At 63.1% G+C, this 18,969-nt stretch carries 18 protein-coding genes and 1 other RNA gene; 8 read left to right on the top strand and 11 right to left on the bottom strand.

What is annotated here, in order from left to right:
* Position 1: 1 nt before the first annotated feature.
* Entirely contained in the window at positions 2 to 1,018 is a 1,017-nt protein-coding gene (rsmH, locus tag LB543_RS10995; protein ID WP_224592146.1) for a 16S rRNA (cytosine(1402)-N(4))-methyltransferase RsmH, read from the bottom strand.
* Positions 1,015 to 1,488 (bottom strand): division/cell wall cluster transcriptional repressor MraZ, encoded by a 474-nt coding sequence (gene mraZ, locus LB543_RS10990; protein WP_140758165.1) that lies wholly within the window; start codon positions 1,486 to 1,488, stop codon positions 1,015 to 1,017. Before mraZ ends, rsmH begins: the two co-directional genes overlap by 4 nt.
* Positions 1,489 to 1,895: 407 nt before the next feature.
* Between mraZ and LB543_RS10985 the strand changes: the two genes are divergently transcribed.
* Positions 1,896 to 3,011 carry a cystathionine gamma-lyase gene (locus LB543_RS10985; protein WP_224592144.1) on the top strand — a complete coding sequence of 372 codons (1,116 nt, stop codon included), beginning with the start codon at positions 1,896 to 1,898 and terminating at the stop codon, positions 3,009 to 3,011.
* A gap of 8 nt (positions 3,012 to 3,019) precedes the next feature.
* Here the strand turns inward: LB543_RS10985 and LB543_RS10980 are convergent, their stop codons facing one another.
* The 7 genes from LB543_RS10980 to LB543_RS10945 form a co-directional block, all read right to left on the bottom strand.
* Positions 3,020 to 3,253 (bottom strand): type II toxin-antitoxin system RelE/ParE family toxin, encoded by a 234-nt coding sequence (locus LB543_RS10980; RefSeq protein ID WP_224592141.1) that lies wholly within the window; start codon positions 3,251 to 3,253, stop codon positions 3,020 to 3,022.
* A gap of 42 nt (positions 3,254 to 3,295) precedes the next feature.
* The gene (locus LB543_RS10975; RefSeq protein ID WP_140812654.1) at positions 3,296 to 3,580 is read right to left on the bottom strand and encodes a type II toxin-antitoxin system ParD family antitoxin; all 285 of its coding nucleotides are present in this window, start codon (positions 3,578 to 3,580) and stop codon (positions 3,296 to 3,298) included.
* Positions 3,581 to 3,757: 177 nt separating this feature from the next.
* Positions 3,758 to 4,157, bottom strand: an RNA gene (rnpB, locus tag LB543_RS10970) — RNase P RNA component class A.
* A gap of 65 nt (positions 4,158 to 4,222) precedes the next feature.
* Positions 4,223 to 4,942 carry a transglycosylase SLT domain-containing protein gene (locus tag LB543_RS10965; protein ID WP_263498662.1) on the bottom strand — a complete coding sequence of 240 codons (720 nt, stop codon included), beginning with the start codon at positions 4,940 to 4,942 and terminating at the stop codon, positions 4,223 to 4,225.
* 212 nt (positions 4,943 to 5,154) lie between these two features.
* Positions 5,155 to 5,910, bottom strand: coding sequence for an N-acetylmuramoyl-L-alanine amidase (locus LB543_RS10955; RefSeq protein WP_224614102.1), 756 nt, complete (start codon positions 5,908 to 5,910; stop codon positions 5,155 to 5,157).
* Positions 5,907 to 6,626: a J domain-containing protein gene (locus LB543_RS10950; RefSeq protein ID WP_140758974.1), complete on the bottom strand. Its 720-nt coding sequence runs from the start codon at positions 6,624 to 6,626 to the stop codon at positions 5,907 to 5,909. The genes LB543_RS10955 and LB543_RS10950 overlap by 4 nt, the downstream gene beginning before the upstream one ends.
* Positions 6,627 to 6,785: 159 nt before the next feature.
* Positions 6,786 to 6,992, bottom strand: coding sequence for a hypothetical protein (locus LB543_RS10945; protein WP_140758975.1), 207 nt, complete (start codon positions 6,990 to 6,992; stop codon positions 6,786 to 6,788).
* Positions 6,993 to 7,176: 184 nt separating this feature from the next.
* Between LB543_RS10945 and LB543_RS10940 the strand changes: the two genes are divergently transcribed.
* From LB543_RS10940 to LB543_RS10920, 5 genes are all read left to right on the top strand, one after another.
* Entirely contained in the window at positions 7,177 to 10,809 is a 3,633-nt protein-coding gene (locus LB543_RS10940; protein ID WP_224614101.1) for a hydantoinase B/oxoprolinase family protein, read from the top strand.
* Positions 10,810 to 10,892: 83 nt separating this feature from the next.
* Positions 10,893 to 12,140, top strand: a complete 1,248-nt coding sequence (locus LB543_RS10935) for a DUF3419 family protein (protein WP_224614100.1) — start codon at positions 10,893 to 10,895, stop codon at positions 12,138 to 12,140.
* Positions 12,137 to 12,802 (top strand): class I SAM-dependent methyltransferase, encoded by a 666-nt coding sequence (locus LB543_RS10930; RefSeq protein WP_224614099.1) that lies wholly within the window; start codon positions 12,137 to 12,139, stop codon positions 12,800 to 12,802. The genes LB543_RS10935 and LB543_RS10930 overlap by 4 nt, the downstream gene beginning before the upstream one ends.
* 132 nt (positions 12,803 to 12,934) lie before the next feature.
* Positions 12,935 to 13,231 (top strand): type II toxin-antitoxin system RelE/ParE family toxin, encoded by a 297-nt coding sequence (locus tag LB543_RS10925; protein ID WP_140758979.1) that lies wholly within the window; start codon positions 12,935 to 12,937, stop codon positions 13,229 to 13,231.
* 8 nt (positions 13,232 to 13,239) lie between these two features.
* Positions 13,240 to 13,548 carry a HigA family addiction module antitoxin gene (locus LB543_RS10920; protein WP_140758980.1) on the top strand — a complete coding sequence of 103 codons (309 nt, stop codon included), beginning with the start codon at positions 13,240 to 13,242 and terminating at the stop codon, positions 13,546 to 13,548.
* A gap of 27 nt (positions 13,549 to 13,575) precedes the next feature.
* On the opposite strand, the gene LB543_RS10915 is transcribed toward LB543_RS10920, so the two are convergent.
* Complete coding sequence (locus LB543_RS10915; protein WP_224614098.1) at positions 13,576 to 14,955, bottom strand: serine hydrolase domain-containing protein; 1,380 nt, start codon at positions 14,953 to 14,955, stop codon at positions 13,576 to 13,578.
* Positions 14,956 to 15,242: 287 nt separating this feature from the next.
* On the opposite strand from LB543_RS10915, the gene LB543_RS10910 reads away from it, so the two are divergent.
* Positions 15,243 to 16,043 (top strand): GH25 family lysozyme, encoded by an 801-nt coding sequence (locus LB543_RS10910; protein ID WP_224614097.1) that lies wholly within the window; start codon positions 15,243 to 15,245, stop codon positions 16,041 to 16,043.
* A gap of 293 nt (positions 16,044 to 16,336) precedes the next feature.
* The gene (locus tag LB543_RS10905) at positions 16,337 to 17,515 is read left to right on the top strand and encodes a lytic murein transglycosylase (protein WP_224614096.1); all 1,179 of its coding nucleotides are present in this window, start codon (positions 16,337 to 16,339) and stop codon (positions 17,513 to 17,515) included.
* 125 nt (positions 17,516 to 17,640) lie between these two features.
* On the opposite strand, the gene LB543_RS10900 is transcribed toward LB543_RS10905, so the two are convergent.
* Positions 17,641 to 18,861: an alanine racemase gene (locus LB543_RS10900; RefSeq protein ID WP_224614095.1), complete on the bottom strand. Its 1,221-nt coding sequence runs from the start codon at positions 18,859 to 18,861 to the stop codon at positions 17,641 to 17,643.
* Between the last annotated feature and the right edge of the window lie 108 nt (positions 18,862 to 18,969).

The following is an 18,969-nucleotide window of genomic DNA, read 5'->3' as shown; positions in this document are numbered from 1 at the left end:
CTTACCTCTCCCCCGGCCGGTCGATGCCGGGAAGTTTTGGAAGGCCGAAGATCGAAAAATCGCCGCTGCGCGCCGGCGCCTCGGTGCGGATCGCGGCACGCAGCCTGGCCGAACGGGCGCGCGGGTTGGCCGCAACCTCGGCGTCACCTGCCGTCACGCCACCACCAGCCTTGCGGAAGGTCGCGGTGCGGGCCTGCGCCTCCGGCATGTGGCGCGAGCCGGTCATGGCGTCGGCTCGGTCGGCTATGAAGCGCTTGACGATGCGGTCTTCCAGCGAATGGAACGTCACCACGACAAGGCGTCCGCCCGGCTTCAGCGCGCGTTCGGCCGCGAACAGCGCCTTGGCCAATTCGCCGAGCTCGTCATTGACGAAGATGCGCAGCGCCTGGAAGACGCGCGTCGCCGGATGGATCTTGTCCTTCGGCGCGCGGCCGATATGCGTCTCGATCGCGTCGGCGAGTTCCAGCGTGCGCTCGAACGGGCGTTTTTCCCGGCGCGCCTCGATCATGCGGGCGATGCGGCCGGCATGACGCTCCTCGCCGAGGAAGCCGAAGATGCGGGCAAGGTCGCCCGGCTTGAAGCTGTTGACGACATCGGCGGCGCTGAGGCCCGCCTGCGCCATGCGCATGTCGAGCGGTCCGTCGTTGCGGAAGGAAAAGCCGCGCTCGGCCTGGTCGAGCTGCATCGAGGAGACGCCGATGTCGAGCACGATGCCATCGACGCTTTCGATGTGTTCGTCGAGCGTCGAGAACGGCGCCTGCACGAGCTTCAGCCGGCCCCCGGACCGCGCCTCGAGGTCGCGGCCGGCCGCTATGGCATCGGGATCACGGTCGATGGCAACCACGGACGCGCCCGCGGCCAGGATGGCCTTGGTGTAGCCGCCGGCGCCGAACGTACCGTCGATGATGATGTCGCCTTCCACCGGCGCCAGCGCTTCCAGCACTTCGCCAAGGAGGACCGGAATGTGGCGGACCGATCCGCCAACGGCGTTGATATCATCGCCGTGGCCCACCGTCATTCCGGTCGCTCCCCAGCCTTGGCCTCGTGAGCCTTCGTCCCCTGCCGAAGCTGCAAAAGCCTGGCCCGCGCCTGCGCCCCATAGGCCGCAAGCCGCCCCGGCTCCCAGATCTGAAAGAAATTGCCGCGCCCGACAAAGGCCACTTCCGCAGAGATGCCGGCATGCTCGCGAATGAAGTCGGTCATGGTGATACGGCCGTCCTGGTCGAGTTTCAGGAATGCGCCGTCGCCATGGCAGAAGAACGACATGTCGTCCGCCGTCTGCAGGAACGGGTCTTCCCGCGCGATGCGCTGCTCGTAGCGGTCGAGCAGGTCTAGCCCGCCGACATCCATCGCCGGCAGGTCCAGGCAGCGCAGCGCATAGAGTTCCGAATAGCCGCGCTTCTGCACCACGGCACGAAAATGCGCAGGAACGGACACCCGCCCCTTCGCATCGATCCTGCTCACCGTGTTCGACAGAAACCGGTCCATCACACGTTGCAGCCGCTTGCGCCGCCGCACCCCTCTTCGTCGTGTCGCACGCGCCACCGCCGCGCGTTGCCTGCCCCGCACCCACCTCGTCCACACGGGCGAAAACCGGCAAACGCGCAGCCGCCGCGGCTGCCCGATTGGCGTACGCTTTACCCTGACGCGGAACGAAGGCTTTGGTATGAAAATGGGATATCATGGGGCACTATGGGCGTCAACGGGAATAGGCTTCACAAACACGCGCATCACACCGACGAGAAAGGCTTTGACAGCACGCCTCGTCTTTATGATCCATTAAGCCTAACGAAGCGTTTAGAGCCTGCCTGGCCCAACTGGAGGCGCCTTGCCGTGAGCCGCGGCCGGGCATAGCGTCTCGTCCATCTCACCGACCGCCAAGGGATTTGAAATCGATGTCTGAAACCGCGAAGTCGCGCGCTGCAGCCCTGCCCCATTTGCGTCGCAGCGGGCTTGCCATGGGCGATTCCATTCCCCTGCCCCTGACCATGGCCGCCATCTTCCATGCACCGGGCGATGCCACCGGCTTCAACCAGTACGGCCGCTTCAGCAACCCGACCTGGGATGCCGTCGAACACATGTTGTCCCATTTGGAAGATGCGCCCTGCGTCGGTTTTCCCTCGGGGATGGCGGCGATCTCGGCGGCATTTTTTGCCGTACTCAAGGCCGGCGACCATATCCTGCTGCCTTCGGACGGCTATCACACCACCAGGGCGCTGGCCGATCGTTTCCTGAAGCCGCTCGGCGTCACCCACGATGTCAGGCCGACATCGACCTTCCTCGATGGCGGCTTCGCTGGTTACCGCCTGGCCTTCGTCGAAACGCCCGCTAATCCGGGGCTGGACATCTGCGACATCGCCGCTGTCGCCGAAGCCGTTCACAAGGCCGGCGCGCTGCTGGTGGTCGACAACACGACGATGACGCCCTTCGGCCAGCGCCCTCTCGATCACGGCGCCGATATCGTTGTCGCTGCCGACACCAAGGCGCCCAACGGCCATTCCGACGTGTTGTTCGGCCATGTCGCCAGCCGCAATGCGGATATCATCGCCGCCGTGACCGGCTGGCGCGAGGTCTCGGGCAGCATCCCCGGGCCGTTCGAAGCCTGGCTGGTGCATCGCGGCCTGGAAACATTGGACGTGCGCTTCGACCGCATGTGTTCGTCAGCCGAGGTGATCGCAAGGCGGCTGCAGGGGCATCGCGCGATCACCGGCCTGCGCTATCCCGGACTGGAAGGAGATCCCTCGCACAATCTTGCCCGCGCCCAGATGGAGCGCTTCGGCTTCCTCATCTCCTTCGAACTCGCTTCCGAGCAGAAAGCCGAGGATTTCATCAACAATTGCAGCCTGATGCAGGCCGCGACCTCCTTCGGTGGCGTCCACACCTCGGCCGAGCGGCGGCTTAAGCGAGGCGACGCGGTTCCGGCTGGCTTCGTGCGCCTGTCGGTCGGCTGTGAGCCCGTGGAAGAACTCTGGAAGGCGATCGAGGCCTCGCTGGACAGGATCAGTGGCTGACAAATCGATTACGAGCCGAGGTCATCGGCTTCGATGTTGCGGCGACCATGCAGCACGCGAAGAATTTCGATCGCATCACCGCCGACCCGGTACAAGGTGACATATTCGCCGACAATCAGATGGCGGATACCCGGCGCTATGTCGTCGCGTGGCGCACCTGAAAAAGGATGCAAGGTCAGCAAATCCCAACGTCTTTCCAGCGCATCTACGAGGCGAACAGCAGCGCGCGGGTCATGGCCCAATGCTTTCGAGATCGACGGTGGCTTGAGGAAGCAGTCGGTATTTCACTCCTGAAAGCCTTTGGCCTCGGCCATCTTCAGGTATTTCGCGCGCAATCGTTCCATGATTGGCTGGCCGTCTTGCGCAAGCCCGCTGTCGATCCCCTCCTGCACCAGCTTGCGCAGTTCCTCGACCGTGTAGCCCATCAGGTCGCGGCGGTTTTTCCATTGCCTCAATGCATCGCGGATCACCTCGCTCGCCGAGGCGTATTCTCCCGCCGCGACCACATCGTCGACCGCCTGCGCCAGTTCCGGTGAAAGCGTGATGCTGCGTTTGTCGACCTGACCCATGATAGGCTCCTAGTGAGGAGTCGTAATGGTACGATTTAATCGCACCAGTTTCAAGAAATGTGGGCGAAATCTCTATCTTGCGGCGACGCAACGTAGCGCCATGCCCTTGAATCAGAAGCTGCACCCAAGGGCGCAACCTTCTGATATCGAAAGATTTAATCCATACATCGTGGAGAAATTGCCAGCCGGCCTATAAGCCGGGTTTTGTATGGCCCTCGCCCCTTGCGAGGCGAGAACGTGGCGGCCATTCATCTTGGGCGCATGTTGCCATGCGCCTCACGCAACCTACCCGGACGGTGAGCCGGAAACAGCCCTCGAGGGTTTCCCCTCGCACCGCCCCTATTCGGTCTTGCTCCCGGTGGGGTTTACCGTGCCGCTCCTGTTGCCAGTCGCGCGGTGGGCTCTTACCCCACCCTTTCACCCTTACCCCGACAAAGTCGGGGCGGTTTGCTTTCTGTGGCACTTTCCCTGGGGTCGCCCCCGCCGGCCATTAACCGGCACCGTGTCTCCATGGAGCCCGGACTTTCCTCACCCGCGGCCTTTCGGCGTTTGCGGGTGCGGCCGCCCGGCCAGCTGGCAGGGCGTATAAAGGGGTTCACACCACAAAACGCAACCGAAAAAGCCGGTCGTGACCGGTTCTTGTCAAGCCGGCGCGCCGACAGCCGCCAACTGAACCTTGACCTTGCTGCAGTAAGCCGCCGAAACCGGGTTCATCCGGGTAGCGCCATGGCCGGCATTGTATTTCAGGATCGTGCCGCAGGTCGTGCCGCCGCCGAGATCGCGTGCCATGGCGAGGTACTTCATGCCATATTTGATGTTGGTGTCGGGATCGAACAGGCCCTTGGCCGAGCCGCTGTAACCCATCATCCGCGCAGTTGCCGGCTTGATCTGCATCAGGCCGATCTCGCCGGCGCCGCCGACCAGGTTCGGCCGGTAGTTGCTCTCGATCTTGATGACGGCCTGGGCCAGCGACACCGGAACCCCGTAGCTCGCCGCGTAGCGGGCGACAATCGCGGAATACTGGCCGCCGCTCGTCACTGCCGCCGTCGCCGCGGCGACGTTGCCGAGACCGATCGATGCCGTCGTCGTCATGTCCACGGTTTTGCGGCCGCGCTTCCTCTGCCTCTTGGCAGAGGATTTCCTTGCCTTGGTCCAGCTTGCCTTTTCCACTTTCGCGGAAGCCCGCTTCGTCGTCGCCTTGGCACTCTTGCTGCTCTTGGCCGAAATGGCCTTGCCTTTGGCGGATGCCGCGACGAAGCCCTGGTCGGCCCGCGGGCTGAACGGCGCGGCGTCGGCTGCACTGAAGGCAAAACTCATTACCCCGGCAGCAAGAGCTGCCGTTAAAACGGTCAATTTCTGCATGTGATCCTGTTCTGTTGGGACCGCGCGAAGATTTTCGCGTGGCATCGCTTGATCAATATCGGAACACCCGGGGGGCTGGACGTCCGACAAACTGTACGAAAAGCCCTTTGAGGCCCGATTTGGCGACAATGAAGGCGAGGCAAGTCACTTTAAGTGACAGTTTGTAACTTTATGGCCAGGGAGGATTACTTGGATCAGGAATTGCCCCAGGGTCAATTCCGGATGGAAGCAAGCAGCTTCTGCAGCGTGCGCATCGTCGAGCCGTCAGCAACTCCGTCGATCCGGCGCGGCCGGAAATGCCGCTGGAAGGCCTCAACGACGACCCGTGTCCGATCATCGAAAAGGCCCGATATCTCGACACCATAGCCATAGAGCGACAGCATCGACTGCAATGTCTCGACATCGGCGCCGCGGTCGCCGGGCATCAGCGCGGTTCCGCGCCTGACGGGAGCGGCTGGCACGAGATGGCCGACACCGGCCTTGAACAGCGCGGCCCATGGAAACTTCTCGCCTGGGTCGATCTTGCGACCGGGCGCCACGTCGGAGTGAGCCAGCACCCGCTCGGCGACGATCGCATGCCGCGCGGCAATCCCCTTGCACAGCTCGATGACCGCCGTGATCTGACTTTTCGGAAAGCTGGGATAGCCCAGTGAGTGGCCCGGATTGACTATTTCGATGCCGACCGAGCAGGAATTGATGTCGGTGCGTCCGAACCAGGAACTCTGGCCGGCGTGCCAGGCGCGGTCGCTTTCCCGGACCATCTGCACGATGTGGCCATTCTCATGGACGAGATAGTGCGATGAGACTTCACTCGCCGGATCACACAGCCAGGCTTCGGCCCCGGCACCGGTTGCCATGCCCGTATAGTGCAGCACGATCATGTCGGGCTTCTGTGCGTCGCGCCTTGGCCCGAAATTCGGCGATACCCTGACCTCGGCGCTCGGCTCGTCGGGCAGGAAGCCGCTCATGCGTGCCGCAGGCCCCGCTCGATCATCTCGTAAGCGGCGTTGATCGCCGCGACCCTGGTCGTCGCGATCTTGATGAATTCCTGCGGCAGGCCTCGCGCGATCAGCCGGTCCGGATGGTTGTCCGACACCAGCTTGCGATAGCGCTTTCTGACCTCCTCGAACGGCTTGCCGCGCTCGATGCCGAGCACGACATAGGGGTCGCCGGCGCCAAGGTTGACGTGCCGCGCCATGATCGATTCGTAGTGCGTCTCATCGATGCGGAAGATCTCTGCGATACGATGCAGGAAGATGCCTTCGCGCTCATGCACCAGCCCATCGGCCTTGGCGATATGGAACAGGCCGTCGAGTATGTCTTCGAGCATCACGCAATTGGAGTGCCCGGAGCCGCAGAGTTGCGCCATGCGCTCGGCATAGGTTTCGAAACCGGCCACGTCCCGCTGGGCGAGATGGAACAGCCGCGCAACGTTGCGCGTCTCTTTCGGCGGCACTTCGAAGATTTCCTGGAAGGCTCGCACCTCATCCTGGGTGACGATGCCGTCGGCCTTGGCCATCTTGGCCGAAAGCGCGATCATCGCAACCGAGAAGGCGACGCGGCGGCGCAAGTCGGCGTCGCCGGAAAAAACCGTGCGCACAGCCTCGACCACGTCGGCGACGCCAGACGTGGTCGAAGACGAAACCCGCGTGATGAAGTCGCCGAGGCGGTCCCAAATCGACATGGCCAGCTTCATAAAGCCAACCGGTCCCCGCTATCAAGCCAATAACGGCCGCTGCCGGGCAAGTGCACGAAAAGGCGATTGCCGGTGCCGATGGTGGTCTCCACGAGAAAAGGCCGGCATAAAGCCGGCCTTTCTCCCAAGACACGTACTGGCTACAAACTACTGCGCGGGCGCAGGAGCTGGCGTTGCCGGAGCCGGCTCGGCAGGCTTGGTCGACTTGTCAGCCGGGGCCGCGGGCTTCATCGGCTGCTCGGCAGGCGGCGGATTGGTGCTCTGAGTCGTGGTCTTGTCGGTGCCGCTGTCGCTGCAGGCCGCGACGCCAAACAATGTAAGCGCCGATACCGACGCAAGAATGAGCTTTTTCATAACATCTCTCCTTCAGCACACGCTCACATTGCGGTGAACGGTCGAAGAGGAAATGCCCTGGGTGGCCAAGAGTTTCGTAACGTTGCGTTTCCACCTGTAACATCAATGGCATGCAGACGACGTTGCTGCCGGCGCTTCGGCGCTTTAACAACGACACCGGAAACGGAATACCGGAGACAGCGACATGACCGCGAAATGGGATTTCTGGATCGATCGCGGCGGCACTTTCACCGATGTCATCGGCCGTGACCCGCAAGGTACACTGCATCCGCGCAAGCTTTTGTCGGAGAATCCCGAAGCCTATGCTGATGCCGCGATCCAGGGCATCCGCGACCTGCTCGACCTTGAAACGGACGCCACGATCCCGTCCGGCCTGATCGGCGACATCAAGATGGGAACCACGGTGGCCACGAACGCCCTTCTGGAGCGCAAGGGCGACCGTGTGTTGTTGCTCATCACCAAGGGGTTTCGCGACGCGCTCAGGATCGCCTATCAGGCGCGACCCGACATCTTCGCCAAGGAGATCATTCTTCCCGAGCAACTCTACGAGCGCGTCATCGAGATCGACGAGCGCGTGCTCGCCGATGGCTGCGTCGAACGGCTGCTCGACATATCGGGTTGCCGGCCGGCCATAGAACAAGCGAAGGCCGATGGCATCGACGCCGTTGCAATCGTCTTCATGCATGCCTGGAAATATCCCGATCACGAGAAGGCGGTGGCCAAGGTCTGCCGCAAGCTTGGCTTCGGCCAGGTCTCGGTCAGCCACGAGGTCTCGCCGCTGATCAAACTGGTCGGCCGCGGCGACACTGCCGTGGTCGACGCCTATCTGTCGCCCATCCTCTCACGCTACGTACAAAGGGTGGCGGGAGAACTGGGCGCGGCGGGAGAAAACGACGAATCCCCTCGCCTGATGTTCATGATGTCTTCTGGCGGTCTCACCGCCGCCGACATGTTCCAGGGCAAGGACGCGCTGCTGTCGGGCCCGGCCGGCGGCGTCGTCGGCATGGTCGAGACGGCGAAGCTCGCCGGTTTCGACAAGGTCATCGGCTTCGACATGGGCGGCACGTCAACGGACGTCGCCCACTATGACGGGGAGTATGAGCGTGCCTTCGACACCGAAGTCGCCGGCGTGCGCGTCCGCGCCCCGATGATGCGCATCCACACCGTCGCCGCCGGCGGCGGCTCGATCCTGCATTACGAGGCCGGCCGTTTCCGCGTCGGACCGGACTCCGCGGGCGCCAATCCCGGCCCCGCCGCCTACCGGCGCGGCGGTCCGCTGGCCGTCACCGATGCCAACGTCATGCTCGGCAAGCTGCGGCCCGATTTCTTCCCGTCGATCTTCGGTCCAGGCCAGGACGCGCCGCTCGACGCGGAAACCGTGCGCGCGAAATTCGCGGCTCTTGCCGCCGGGATCGGTGACGGCCGCTCGCCGGAAGCGGTCGCCGAAGGCTTCGTCACCATCGCGGTCGAGAACATGGCCAATGCGATCAAGAAGATTTCGGTGCAGCGTGGCTACGATGTCACCGAATATCTCCTGAACTGTTTCGGCGGCGCCGGCGGCCAGCACGCCTGCCTGGTCGCCGACGCACTCGGCATGGAGGCGGTGCTGATCCATCCCTTCTCCGGCCTGCTTTCGGCCTATGGCATCGGCCTGGCCTCGGTGTTCGCCTCGCGCCAGCAGGCGCTGCTGAAGCCGCTTGCCGAAGAATCCAGGACGGAAATCGGCGGCCTCATCGCCACCTTGAAAAAGGCCGTGGTCGCGGAGTTGGCGGCGCAAGGCATCGCCGAGGACTCGGTCACCACCAGGCCGGTGCTGCACATTCGCTATGACGGCACCGACACGGCACTGCCGGTGAATTTCGAAGCAGACTCGATCTTCCAGGCCAGGCGCGATTTCGAAGTCGCCCACAAGGCGCAATTCGGCTTCGTCTATGACGACAAACCGATGATCGTCGAGACGGTCGGCGTCGAAGGCACCGAAGTCGGCCAGACGACCGCCGAAGCCTATGCGCCCGCCGGACCGGGAAGGGTCAAGTCAGCCTCTTCCGAGACCCGGCGCATCTACACGGAGGGCCAGTGGCATGAAGCCGGCGTCTACCGTCGCGAGAACCTCGGACCGTCCAATCTGGTCGCCGGCCCCGCTCTGATCATCGAGCCTAACCAGACCATCGTCGTCGAGCCGGGCTGGCAGGCCGAAATCACCAACCTCAATCACGTCGTCATAAGCCGCACGGAAAAGAAAGCGCGTGCGGCTGCCCTTGGCACGCAAGCCGATCCGGTGATGCTCGAAGTCTTCAACAATCTCTTCATGTCCATCGCCGAGCAAATGGGCGTGACGCTGCAGAACACCGCCTATTCCGTCAACATCAAGGAAAGGCTGGATTTTTCCTGCGCCGTCTTCGACCATACCGGGGCTCTCGTCGCCAATGCGCCGCACATGCCGGTGCATCTCGGCTCCATGGATCGTTCGGTCGAAACCATCATCCGGCTGAACTCCGGCGACATCCACCCCAGCGACGTCTTTGCCTTGAACGCCCCCTATAATGGCGGCACGCATCTGCCAGACATCACCGTGGTGACGCCGGTCTTCGACAACACTCAGAAGAACATCCTCTTCTGGGCGGCCTCGCGCGGCCACCATGCCGACATTGGCGGTACCGCGCCGGGCTCGATGACGCCGCTCGCCACCACGGTCGACGAGGAAGGCGTGTTGTTCGACAATTTCCGCATCGTCGACCGCGGAAAATTCCGCGAGACGGAGCTGCACAAGCTGCTCACCGACCACCGCTACCCCGCCCGCAACCCGCACCAGAACATTGCCGACCTGAAGGCGCAGATTGCCGCCAACGAGAAGGGTGTCGCGGAACTTCGCAAGATGGTGGGGCATTTCGGCCTTGATGTCGTCGAAGCCTATATGGGCCATGTCCAGGACAACGCCGCCGAAAGCGTGCGCCGCGTGCTGGAGCGGCTGCCGGACACGTCGGAGTATGAATATCCGACCGACACCGGCCAAGTGATCAAGGTCAAGATATCGGTCGACAGGCAAAAGCGCGAAGCGACCGTCGACTTCACCGGCACGTCGAAGGTGGAGAAGAACAATTTCAACGCGCCCGAACCGGTCGCTCGTGCCGCCGTGCTCTACGCCTTCCGCGTCATGGTCGAGGACATGATCCCGATGAATGCCGGGTGCCTGCGGCCGATCAACATCGTCATTCCCGATGGCTGTATGCTCAAGCCCACCTACCCTGCCGCCGTCGTCGCCGGCAATGTCGAGACCTCGCAGCACGTCACCAACGCGCTGTTCGGCGCCATGGGCGCGATGGCCAACGCGCAGGGAACGATGAACAATCTGACTTTTGGCAACAAGAAGTACCAGTACTACGAGACGATCTGCTCCGGCTCCCCCGCCGGCCATATGAACTCCGGCCGCGGCTTTGCCGGCACCTCCGGCGTGCACACCCACATGACCAATTCGCGCCTCACCGACCCGGAAGTGCTGGAACTGCGCTTTCCCGTGGTGCTGGAGGATTTTCATATCCGCCAGGGATCCGGCGGCAAGGGCAAATGGAATGCCGGCGACGGCACCAAACGCACCATCCGCTTCCTCGAGAAGATGGAATGCGCGATCCTGTCCTCGCACCGCAACCGCCCGCCGCAAGGACTGGACGGCGGCGGCGACGGCGAGGTCGGCTCGACCAGGGTGCGCCGCAACGACGGCACGATCGACGTGCTGAAGGCCTGCGACCAGACCGTGCTCGATGCCGGCGAGGCTGTCATTGTGACCACGCCGACGCCGGGGGGATTTGGTAGACTGTAAAGAAGGCGTCAACAGGCTGTCACCGGCCTGTCATCAGCCTGCGTTACCCGCTTGCGCCAAAGCAAATGGGGAATCACATTGCTATGACGGACGTCTCCTCGGATCTGGTTTTTCGCCGCGGCAAGGAAGTTGGAAAAGCCGTCTACCAGAACCGCCCGCTTTCGAAAGCCGGAATCTCCGAGCGATTGTTCGCCTTCCTGTTTTCCGGCCTCGTCTATCCGCAGATCTGGGAAGACCCCGACGTCGACATGGACGCGATGCAGCTTGGCCAGGGTCACCGCGTCGTCACCATCGCCTCGGGCGGCTGCAACATCCTGGCATACCTCACCCGCTCGCCGGGACGGATCGACGCCGTCGACCTCAACGCTGCCCACATCGCGCTGAACCGCATGAAGCTGGAGGCGGTGCGCCATCTGCCTTCGCAGGGCGATCTCTTCCGCTTCTTCGGTGCAGCGGACACAAGCCACAATTCCGAAGCCTACGACCGCTTCATCGCCCCGCATCTCGATCCGGTCAGCCGCCACTATTGGGAGCGCCGCAACTGGCGTGGCAACAGGCGCATCGGCGTTTTCGACCGCAATTTCTACCAGACCGGCCTGCTCGGCCTGTTCATCGCCATGGGCCACCGCACGGCGAAATTCTTCGGCGTCAACCCGGCCCGCATGATGGAAGCCAGGAACATCGGCGAACAGCGCCGCTTCTTCAACGAGGAGCTGGCGCCGGTTTTCGACAAGAAGCTTCTGAAATGGGCGACCTCGCGAAAAGCTTCCCTGTTCGGTCTAGGCATCCCGCCGGCGCAGTATGATTCGCTGATCACTTCCGGTGACGGCACCATGGCCAGCGTTCTGAAGGCCCGGTTGGAAAAACTCGCCTGTGATTTCCCCTTGGAAAACAATTATTTCGCCTGGCAAGCCTTTGCGCGCCGCTATCCCGAGCCCGGCGAGGCCGCCTTGCCCGCCTATCTGGAAAAGTGCAACTACGAGACCATCCGCGGCAATATCGACCGCGTCGCCATCCATCACGCCAACCTGATCGAATTCCTCGCCGGCAAGGATGCTGGCGCCGTCGACCGCTTCATCCTGCTCGACGCACAGGACTGGATGACCGACGACCAGCTCAACGCGCTGTGGTCGGAGATCACCCGCACCGCCTCCACCGGGGCCCGCGTCATCTTCCGCACCGCCGCCGAACCCAGTCTACTGCCGGGGCGCGTCTCGACCTCGCTGCTCGATCAGTGGGACTATCAGGACGAAGCATCGCGCGAATTCTCGGCCCGTGACCGCTCCGCCATCTATGGCGGCTTCCACCTCTATGTGAAGCGCGCGGCATGAGCACGACGGAGCTGCCGGCCAACCACGCCGAACTGATGGACGGCGTCTACCGCTGGCAGCGCCACATCTACGACCTGACCCGCAAATACTACCTGCTCGGCCGCGACCGGCTGATCGCGGGGCTCGACGTGCCGCCGGGCGGCACCGTGCTGGAACTCGGCTGCGGCACCGGCCGCAACATTATTCTCGCCGCCCACGGCTATCCCGATGCGCGCTTCTTCGGCCTCGATATTTCGGCCGAAATGCTGGAGACGGCCGGCAAGGCGATCGACCGCGAAGGCCTGTCGGATCGCGTCATGCTGGCAAGGGGCGACGCCACCGATTTCAACGCAGGCGCGCTTTATGGCATCGAACGGTTCGACCGCATCTTCGTATCCTACTCACTGTCGATGATCCCGGGCTGGGAGAAGACGGTGTCGGCGGCACTTGCCGCGCTCGCCCCGACGGGCTCGCTGCACATAGTCGATTTCGGCCAGCAGGAAGGCCTGCCGGGCTGGTTCCGCACCTTGCTGCGCGGATGGCTGAAAAAATTCCACGTCACACCGCGTGGATCCCTGCGCGGAGTCCTGGAATCGGAATCTCGGCGAACCGGCGCAACCTTCCATTTCCGCACGCTTTATCGGGGCTATGCATGGCTGGCGGTCATCAAGCTCGGCATCTGACATCGCAGACATGATCGGCGACCAACGTTTCAGGTCCCACGGACGATCCCGCGGATGGATCGACTGGTTAGCCAATCACGGTTGCCGAATGGCCCAAGGGGTGGTACATTACCTCCACGCTGGAGGTCGAAAGTGATCGTCGGGTTTCGGGACGGATGGCTACGGGCCTTCTTCGTCGAAGACATTCACTCCCGCAACATTCCGTCCGACCTTGAAAGCCGGTTATTTCGCAAGCTCCAGATGATCGATGACGCGATGACCGATCTGGATTTGCGTGTGCCACCCAGCAACCATTTCGAGAAGTTGCGCGGCAATCTCGATGGCTTCCATTCGATCCGCGTCAACAGCCAATGGCGGCTGATCTTCCGGTGGGACGGCGGACGCGGTGAAGCGTCGGGTATTTATCTCGACGACCATAGTTACAGATGAGGTGACACATGTTGATGACCACACGCAAGCCTGCAACAGTTGGCGAAATCCTCACGGAAGAATTCATGCAACCGCTTGGCCTGACACAGGCGGCTTTGGCCGAAGCGATGGGGGTCCAGCGCAAGCATGTGAACGAATTGTGCAACGACCGCCGCAACGTGACGGCTGCGACCGCGCTTATTCTGGCGCGGGTCTTCGGCAACAGCCCGGATTTCTGGCTGAACGTGCAGCGCCGTAGCGATCTCTGGTCGGTCATGAACTCGCCCGACGAGCGCGCGCGCGTCGATCGCGCCAAGCCTTTGGCGACTGCGGCATAGAAGAAACTTGCAGCAATCGACTGCCGCTTAATGCAGCGCCTTCACCAGCGCGCCCACCATTGCTTGCGGACGATAATTGAGCTTGGCCGGCGTTAGCCCCAGCCGCACCACCACCAATTGCTCGGATGGAATGATGGCAACCGTCTGTCCGTCATGGCCTTCCATCCAGTAAGTGTCCTTGGGCAGGCCGGCGGCAACGCCGGCGCCGGGATTTTCCTCGTCGCCCGGCGCCTCGATCCACAGCTGGCCCTTGCCGTAGACTTTCGAGGCGGATGCCGGCTCGCGTATCCAGTCGACGAAGCCGGAAGGCAGGATCTGGTTGCCGTTCCATACCCCGCCCTGCAGCAGGAACTGGCCGAAGCGAGCCCAGTCATGCGCCGTGGCGTAGAGATAGGACGAGCCGACGAACGTGCCCTGCTCGTCGGTCTCCAACACCGCGCTGTGCATGCCGAGCGGTTCGAACAATGCCGTGCGCGGCCATGTCAATGCCTTGGCCTTGTCGCCGATCGCGTCCTGCCAGAGGCGCGACAGCATCACCGCCGTGCCGCTGGAATAGGAGAACACCTTGCCAACCTCGCCGGTGAGCGGTTTGGAGCCGGCAAAGCCCGCCATGTCGGGTTCGAGATAGAGCATGCGCGTGACATCGGCGACGTCGCCATAGTCTTCGTTGAACTCCAGTCCGCTCGACATCGCCATCATGTCGGCAAGACTGATCGCGGCGCGGCCGTCCGCTTTCCAAGGCGCGAACAGGCCCTTGTTGTCGACCACCATCTTGCCGTCCTTGACCAGCGTGCCGATGATGGCGGCGTTGACCGTCTTGGTCATCGACCAGCCGAGCAGAGGCGTCTTGGCCGAAAAGCCGTCGCCATAGCGTTCCGCGACGACGCGGCCGTTCTTGACCACGACGATCGCGCGCATGCCGGTGCCGGCCATCGCGTCGTCCGCGACGACCTTCGAGACTTCGGGGTTCTGCGAGGCATCCACCCGTTCGCCCTCGGGCCACAGCGCATCCTGGCTTGTCGCGGCCGGTTCGGCATGGACGGCCGTGCGCCGCGCCTTGCCGACATCGCCGTCGGGAACCGAGGCACAGCCCAGCCCGTCGCGGGCCACCGCCTCGCTCTTGCCGAGGAAGCCGAGCAGGCCGGCGGAAACCGTACCGCGGTTCTTGTCGACCGAGACCCGCATCAGCCGCAGCAGCGGGTGGCCGGGCGCCTGCACATCGACGGCCAGCACCTCGTCGGCGTCGCGCCCGGCGATGAAGACGTTGGAACAGACGATCTTGGCCGAATAGCCCGAGCCGACGCGGATCAGTTCCGGCGGCGCGATATAAAGCCAGGCAAACAGCGCGGCGACCGCCAGCACGATCAGGCCAAGCAGCCATTTGACGATCCTGACGATGATCCGCATCCATTGCCTCCCAGGCACTCGCCCGACCTTTATGTCATCGAATTGCCGCCATTGCTTCCGCAAAATCGAGCTTCTTGTCGAGCGCCATAAACCAGATATCAACCATGATCGGCGATCACAGGGATGCATGTCGCCCAAAAGTGCGCAGCGGTTTTGCGACAACGACATGCACGAAAAACGAATAGACCGGGCGATGCGTGGGGCGATCGCCTGGAGGGGCCAGGTCAACTTCGGCCATCGGTGCACAGACCCATCAGCGACCGGCTGATTCCGGCTTGGAAGTTTCGATGCGCCGTCTTGCGGTCCTTTTCATGCTGACGCTGCTCGGCGCCTGCTCGACCGTGGACGATCTCTCGCCACTGTCGTCGTCCGCGTCGAGCAGTCCGACGGTGGCCGTGCGCGCGCCGCGCTTTGCCGATTCCAAACCGCATGAGTGGGACAGCGGCGCACCGTGGAACTATGCCGTCCACGGCACCGACGTCTCCAAATACCAGACATCGGTCGACTGGCCGATGGCCAAGGCCAGCGGCATCTCCTTCGCCTTCATCAAGGCGACCGAAGGCGGCGACCGTTTCGATGAATATTTCAGCGAGCACTGGGCGCGCACCAAAGCCAACGGGATTCCACGCGCGGCCTATCACTTCTTCTATTTCTGCACGCCCGCCGCCGTGCAGGCGCGCTGGTTCATCCAGAATGTCCCCGTCGATCGCTCCGCATTGCCGCCGGTTCTCGACATGGAATGGAACCCGAACTCGCCGACCTGCCGCCTGCGCCCCGACGCGGCCACGGTGCGCGCTGAGATGACCGCCTTCCTCGAGATCGTCGAGCGCCATTACGGCAAGAAACCGATCATCTACACCTCGGTCGATTTCTTCGAGGACAACGACCTGTCGAGCTTCCGCGGCTACCCCTACTGGCTGCGCTCCGTCGCCGGCCACCCGCGCGAGAAATATGGCAGCCACCCCTTCACCTTCTGGCAGTACACCGGAACCGGCATCGTTCCCGGCATGACCGGTAAGTCCGACATCAACGTCTTCAACGGCTCGGAAGCCGCCTGGAATAAGTGGCTGCGGCAGAACACGCGCTGATGCTGTAGCAGGGCAGCGAAGCCGCCTGGAATAGCGGCTCCGACAGAAGACCGTTGACACCGTGGGAACGGCAGCGAAGGCGTCTCAAATAGGGCTGAAGCAGAAGACCCGTTGACACCGTGACAACGGCAGCAAAGCCGCCTGGAAGACGGGTTGCGGCAGAAGACCCGTTGACACCGGGCCTGCCGCCTGCTTTTCGACACTGCCAGCGGTAGAGTGCAACCGCTGGTAATTCAGGGCGTTGGGCTTCCAGCCAGGCACGACATTGCCCTCTTCGTTTCGAAAGGAAGCTGATGCGACTGCGTTCCCAAGCCCTCGCGGCGCTATTCTTGTGCGCCACGGCCTTGCCGGCGATGGCGCAGGAATGCGGCGGCGATTTCGAAACCTGGAAACAGGGCGTGGCGGCGGAAGCGAAGGCGGCCGGTGTCGGCGCCGTCGGCCTCGACGCGCTCGAGGACGCCAGGATCGACGATAGGGCTCTGGCGCGCGACCGCGCACAGGGCGTTTTCACACAAACCTTCATCCAATTTTCCAACCGCATGATCTCAGCCTACCGGCTGAAGCAAGGTGCGGCGAACATGAAGAAATACGCCGATATCTTCGCCCGCGCCGACCAGCAGTTCGGCGTCCAGGCGCCTGTCATCACCGCCTTCTGGGCGCTTGAAACGGATTTCGGCGCCGTGCAGGGCGATTTCCATACGCTGAGCGCACTGGTGACGCTGTCGCATGACTGCCGCCGTCCGCAGCTTTTCCGCCAGCAACTGGTGCCGCTGCTGGAACTGATCGATCGCGGCGTGCTGCCGGCAGATGTCACGGGTGCCTGGGCCGGCGAGATCGGCCAGACGCAGATCCTGCCGTCCGACTATCTCGCGCGCGGCGTCGATGGCGATGGCGACGGCAAGATCGATCTTAGAAACAGCGCGCCGGACGTGATCATGACCACGGGCAACAAGGTGCTGTCGCGCGGCTGGAAGCGCGACGAACCCTGGATCCAGGAAGTGCGCGTGCCCGACGAGATGCCGTGGGACCAGACCGGGCGCACCAACAAATTGCCGCTGACACAGTGGGCGCAGTGGGGCGTCACCAACCCCGACGGCTCGCCGCTGATCGATAAGGGCCTGAAGGCCGGCCTGGCGCTGCCCATGGGCCGCAAGGGTCCGGCCTTCCTCACCTACGAGAATTTCGACGTCTATCTCGAATGGAACCAGTCCTTCACCTACGCGCTGACCGCGGCCAATCTCGCCGCGCGGCTGGCGGGCGCGCCGCCGCTCGATCCGCGCGATCCCGAGCCGGGTCTCGACAACGAGCAGATGAAGGCGCTGCAGACCAAGCTCGAGGCCAGGGGCTACGACGTCGGCACGGTCGACGGCATTCTGGGCACCAACACCCGCGAAGCCATCCGCAAGGAACAGATGCGGCTAGGCCTGCCGGTGGATGGCTGGCCGACGCCGGAGTTGCTGATGAAGCTGTGAAGAGAGTGAGTAGCGAGTAGTGAGTAGTGAGTAGTGAGTAGTGAGTAGTGAGTAGTGAGTAGTGAGTAGTGAGTAGTGAAATATAGGAAATTCCCTACTGACTACTGACTACTCACTTCTTTTTCCTAATCCGCCATCGTCTCCAAGCTCGCGAACCCCTGCGGCGCGTCGCCCTCGTCGAAGGGCGTCGTCACCTCGACGAAGGTGTCGGGATAAAAGCCGTTGAAGCGGGTCCTGAGCGACAGCGAGTAGGCGCCGATATGGCCGATCTCGATCCAGTCGCCGGTGTCGACGGTTTCCGGCAGCCAGAACGGCCGCGACAGGATGTCGACGGAATCGCAGGTCGCGCCGCACACCTTGAACGGCACGATCTTGGTCTCGTCGCCATTGCGCGTACGGATCGCCGGATCGGGGATGAAGCGTGCCGGCAGCGTGATCTTGCCGGTCCATGAATCCGACAGCGACGCCCAGATACCGTCATTGATGTAGAGCCGCTTGCCCTTGCGCAGGAGCACGCGCACGATCAGCGACAGGCAGCGCGCCACGATCACCCTGCCCGGCTCCGCCACCAGCGGTATCTGGTCGAACTGGTATTCCTTCAGGTCGCCGGAAAGCCGCGACATGATCTGGCCGAGCGACGGCATCTGGATCAGCTTGCGGTTGGGATCATGGCCGTATTCGGCCGGAAAGCCGCCGCCGACATCGAGCCCGGCAATGTCGAAGGTCAGCCGGTTGCGCACCCAGTCGGCCGAGGCCAGTGCCCGCTCATAAGTGTCGGGATCCTCGATCTGGCTGCCGACATGGAAACAGAGGCCGACCTTGTAGCCGGTGCGGTTCAGCCGCTCCGCGAGTTCGACCGCATAGGCCGGCCCGGCGCCGAATTTCTTCGACAGTTCGTAGGCGGCATGCCCCTTGGTCTGCACACGCACGAAAACGCTGACCGCGCCCGGGTCGATATCGAGCGCCCGCACCACCCGGGTCAGCTTGGTGATCTCGTCTTCGTGGTCGAGCGAGATGACGCGAATGCCGTATTTTTCCAGCGCCAGCTTGATGTCCGACTGCGCCTTGACCGGGTGCATGTAGAGCATCTCGGCGTCGGGCGAGATGGCGCGCACGGCGGCGAACTCGCCTGGTGAAGCGACGTCGAAGGCGGTGACGCCTGCCTCGACCAGCGTCTTCAGCACGATCTGCTCGCCATTGGTCTTGACCGCATAGGCGGTCTTGCCGGGAAACATCCCCATGAACTGCAAGGCGTCGGCCTTGAGCACCTGTGGGCGGAAGCAGTAGACGGGGTCGTCCGGACGAAGCGCCAGTGCCGCCTCGCTTGCGTTCTCGAATCGCTGCATGGACGAATCCCCGGCTTCAGCTCGCACAATTAATCCAAGCTAGCGGCTAGCGCATGACCCCGAAAGTCAATTTCGACTTTCGGAAAGGATCATGCGCCAGGAACGAAT

This window comes from Mesorhizobium sp. ESP7-2 (assembly GCF_020164715.1).
Taxonomy (GTDB): domain Bacteria; phylum Pseudomonadota; class Alphaproteobacteria; order Rhizobiales; family Rhizobiaceae; genus Mesorhizobium.
The sequence above is the reverse complement of the archived record's forward strand: the minus strand, read 5'-3'. Positions and strand labels throughout refer to the sequence as shown.

Coding starts and splice junctions, on each gene's coding strand:
- LB543_RS10955 (WP_224614102.1), bottom strand. CDS start 5,910: ATGAGCGGCTTCCTGCCCGACGAGCCGAGCGCCGAGGTCAGGGTATCG.
- LB543_RS10905 (WP_224614096.1), top strand. CDS start 16,337: ATGCGACTGCGTTCCCAAGCCCTCGCGGCGCTATTCTTGTGCGCCACG.
- LB543_RS10945 (WP_140758975.1), bottom strand. CDS start 6,992: ATGAAAAAGCTCATTCTTGCGTCGGTATCGGCGCTTACATTGTTTGGC.
- LB543_RS10935 (WP_224614100.1), top strand. CDS start 10,893: ATGACGGACGTCTCCTCGGATCTGGTTTTTCGCCGCGGCAAGGAAGTT.
- LB543_RS10940 (WP_224614101.1), top strand. CDS start 7,177: ATGACCGCGAAATGGGATTTCTGGATCGATCGCGGCGGCACTTTCACC.
- LB543_RS10930 (WP_224614099.1), top strand. CDS start 12,137: ATGAGCACGACGGAGCTGCCGGCCAACCACGCCGAACTGATGGACGGC.
- LB543_RS10910 (WP_224614097.1), top strand. CDS start 15,243: ATGCGCCGTCTTGCGGTCCTTTTCATGCTGACGCTGCTCGGCGCCTGC.
- LB543_RS10985 (WP_224592144.1), top strand. CDS start 1,896: ATGTCTGAAACCGCGAAGTCGCGCGCTGCAGCCCTGCCCCATTTGCGT.
- mraZ (WP_140758165.1), bottom strand. CDS start 1,488: ATGGACCGGTTTCTGTCGAACACGGTGAGCAGGATCGATGCGAAGGGG.
- LB543_RS10900 (WP_224614095.1), bottom strand. CDS start 18,861: ATGCAGCGATTCGAGAACGCAAGCGAGGCGGCACTGGCGCTTCGTCCG.
- LB543_RS10965 (WP_263498662.1), bottom strand. CDS start 4,942: ATGCAGAAATTGACCGTTTTAACGGCAGCTCTTGCTGCCGGGGTAATG.
- rsmH (WP_224592146.1), bottom strand. CDS start 1,018: ATGACGGTGGGCCACGGCGATGATATCAACGCCGTTGGCGGATCGGTC.
- LB543_RS10975 (WP_140812654.1), bottom strand. CDS start 3,580: ATGGGTCAGGTCGACAAACGCAGCATCACGCTTTCACCGGAACTGGCG.
- LB543_RS10915 (WP_224614098.1), bottom strand. CDS start 14,955: ATGCGGATCATCGTCAGGATCGTCAAATGGCTGCTTGGCCTGATCGTG.
- LB543_RS10920 (WP_140758980.1), top strand. CDS start 13,240: ATGTTGATGACCACACGCAAGCCTGCAACAGTTGGCGAAATCCTCACG.
- LB543_RS10950 (WP_140758974.1), bottom strand. CDS start 6,626: ATGTCGATTTGGGACCGCCTCGGCGACTTCATCACGCGGGTTTCGTCT.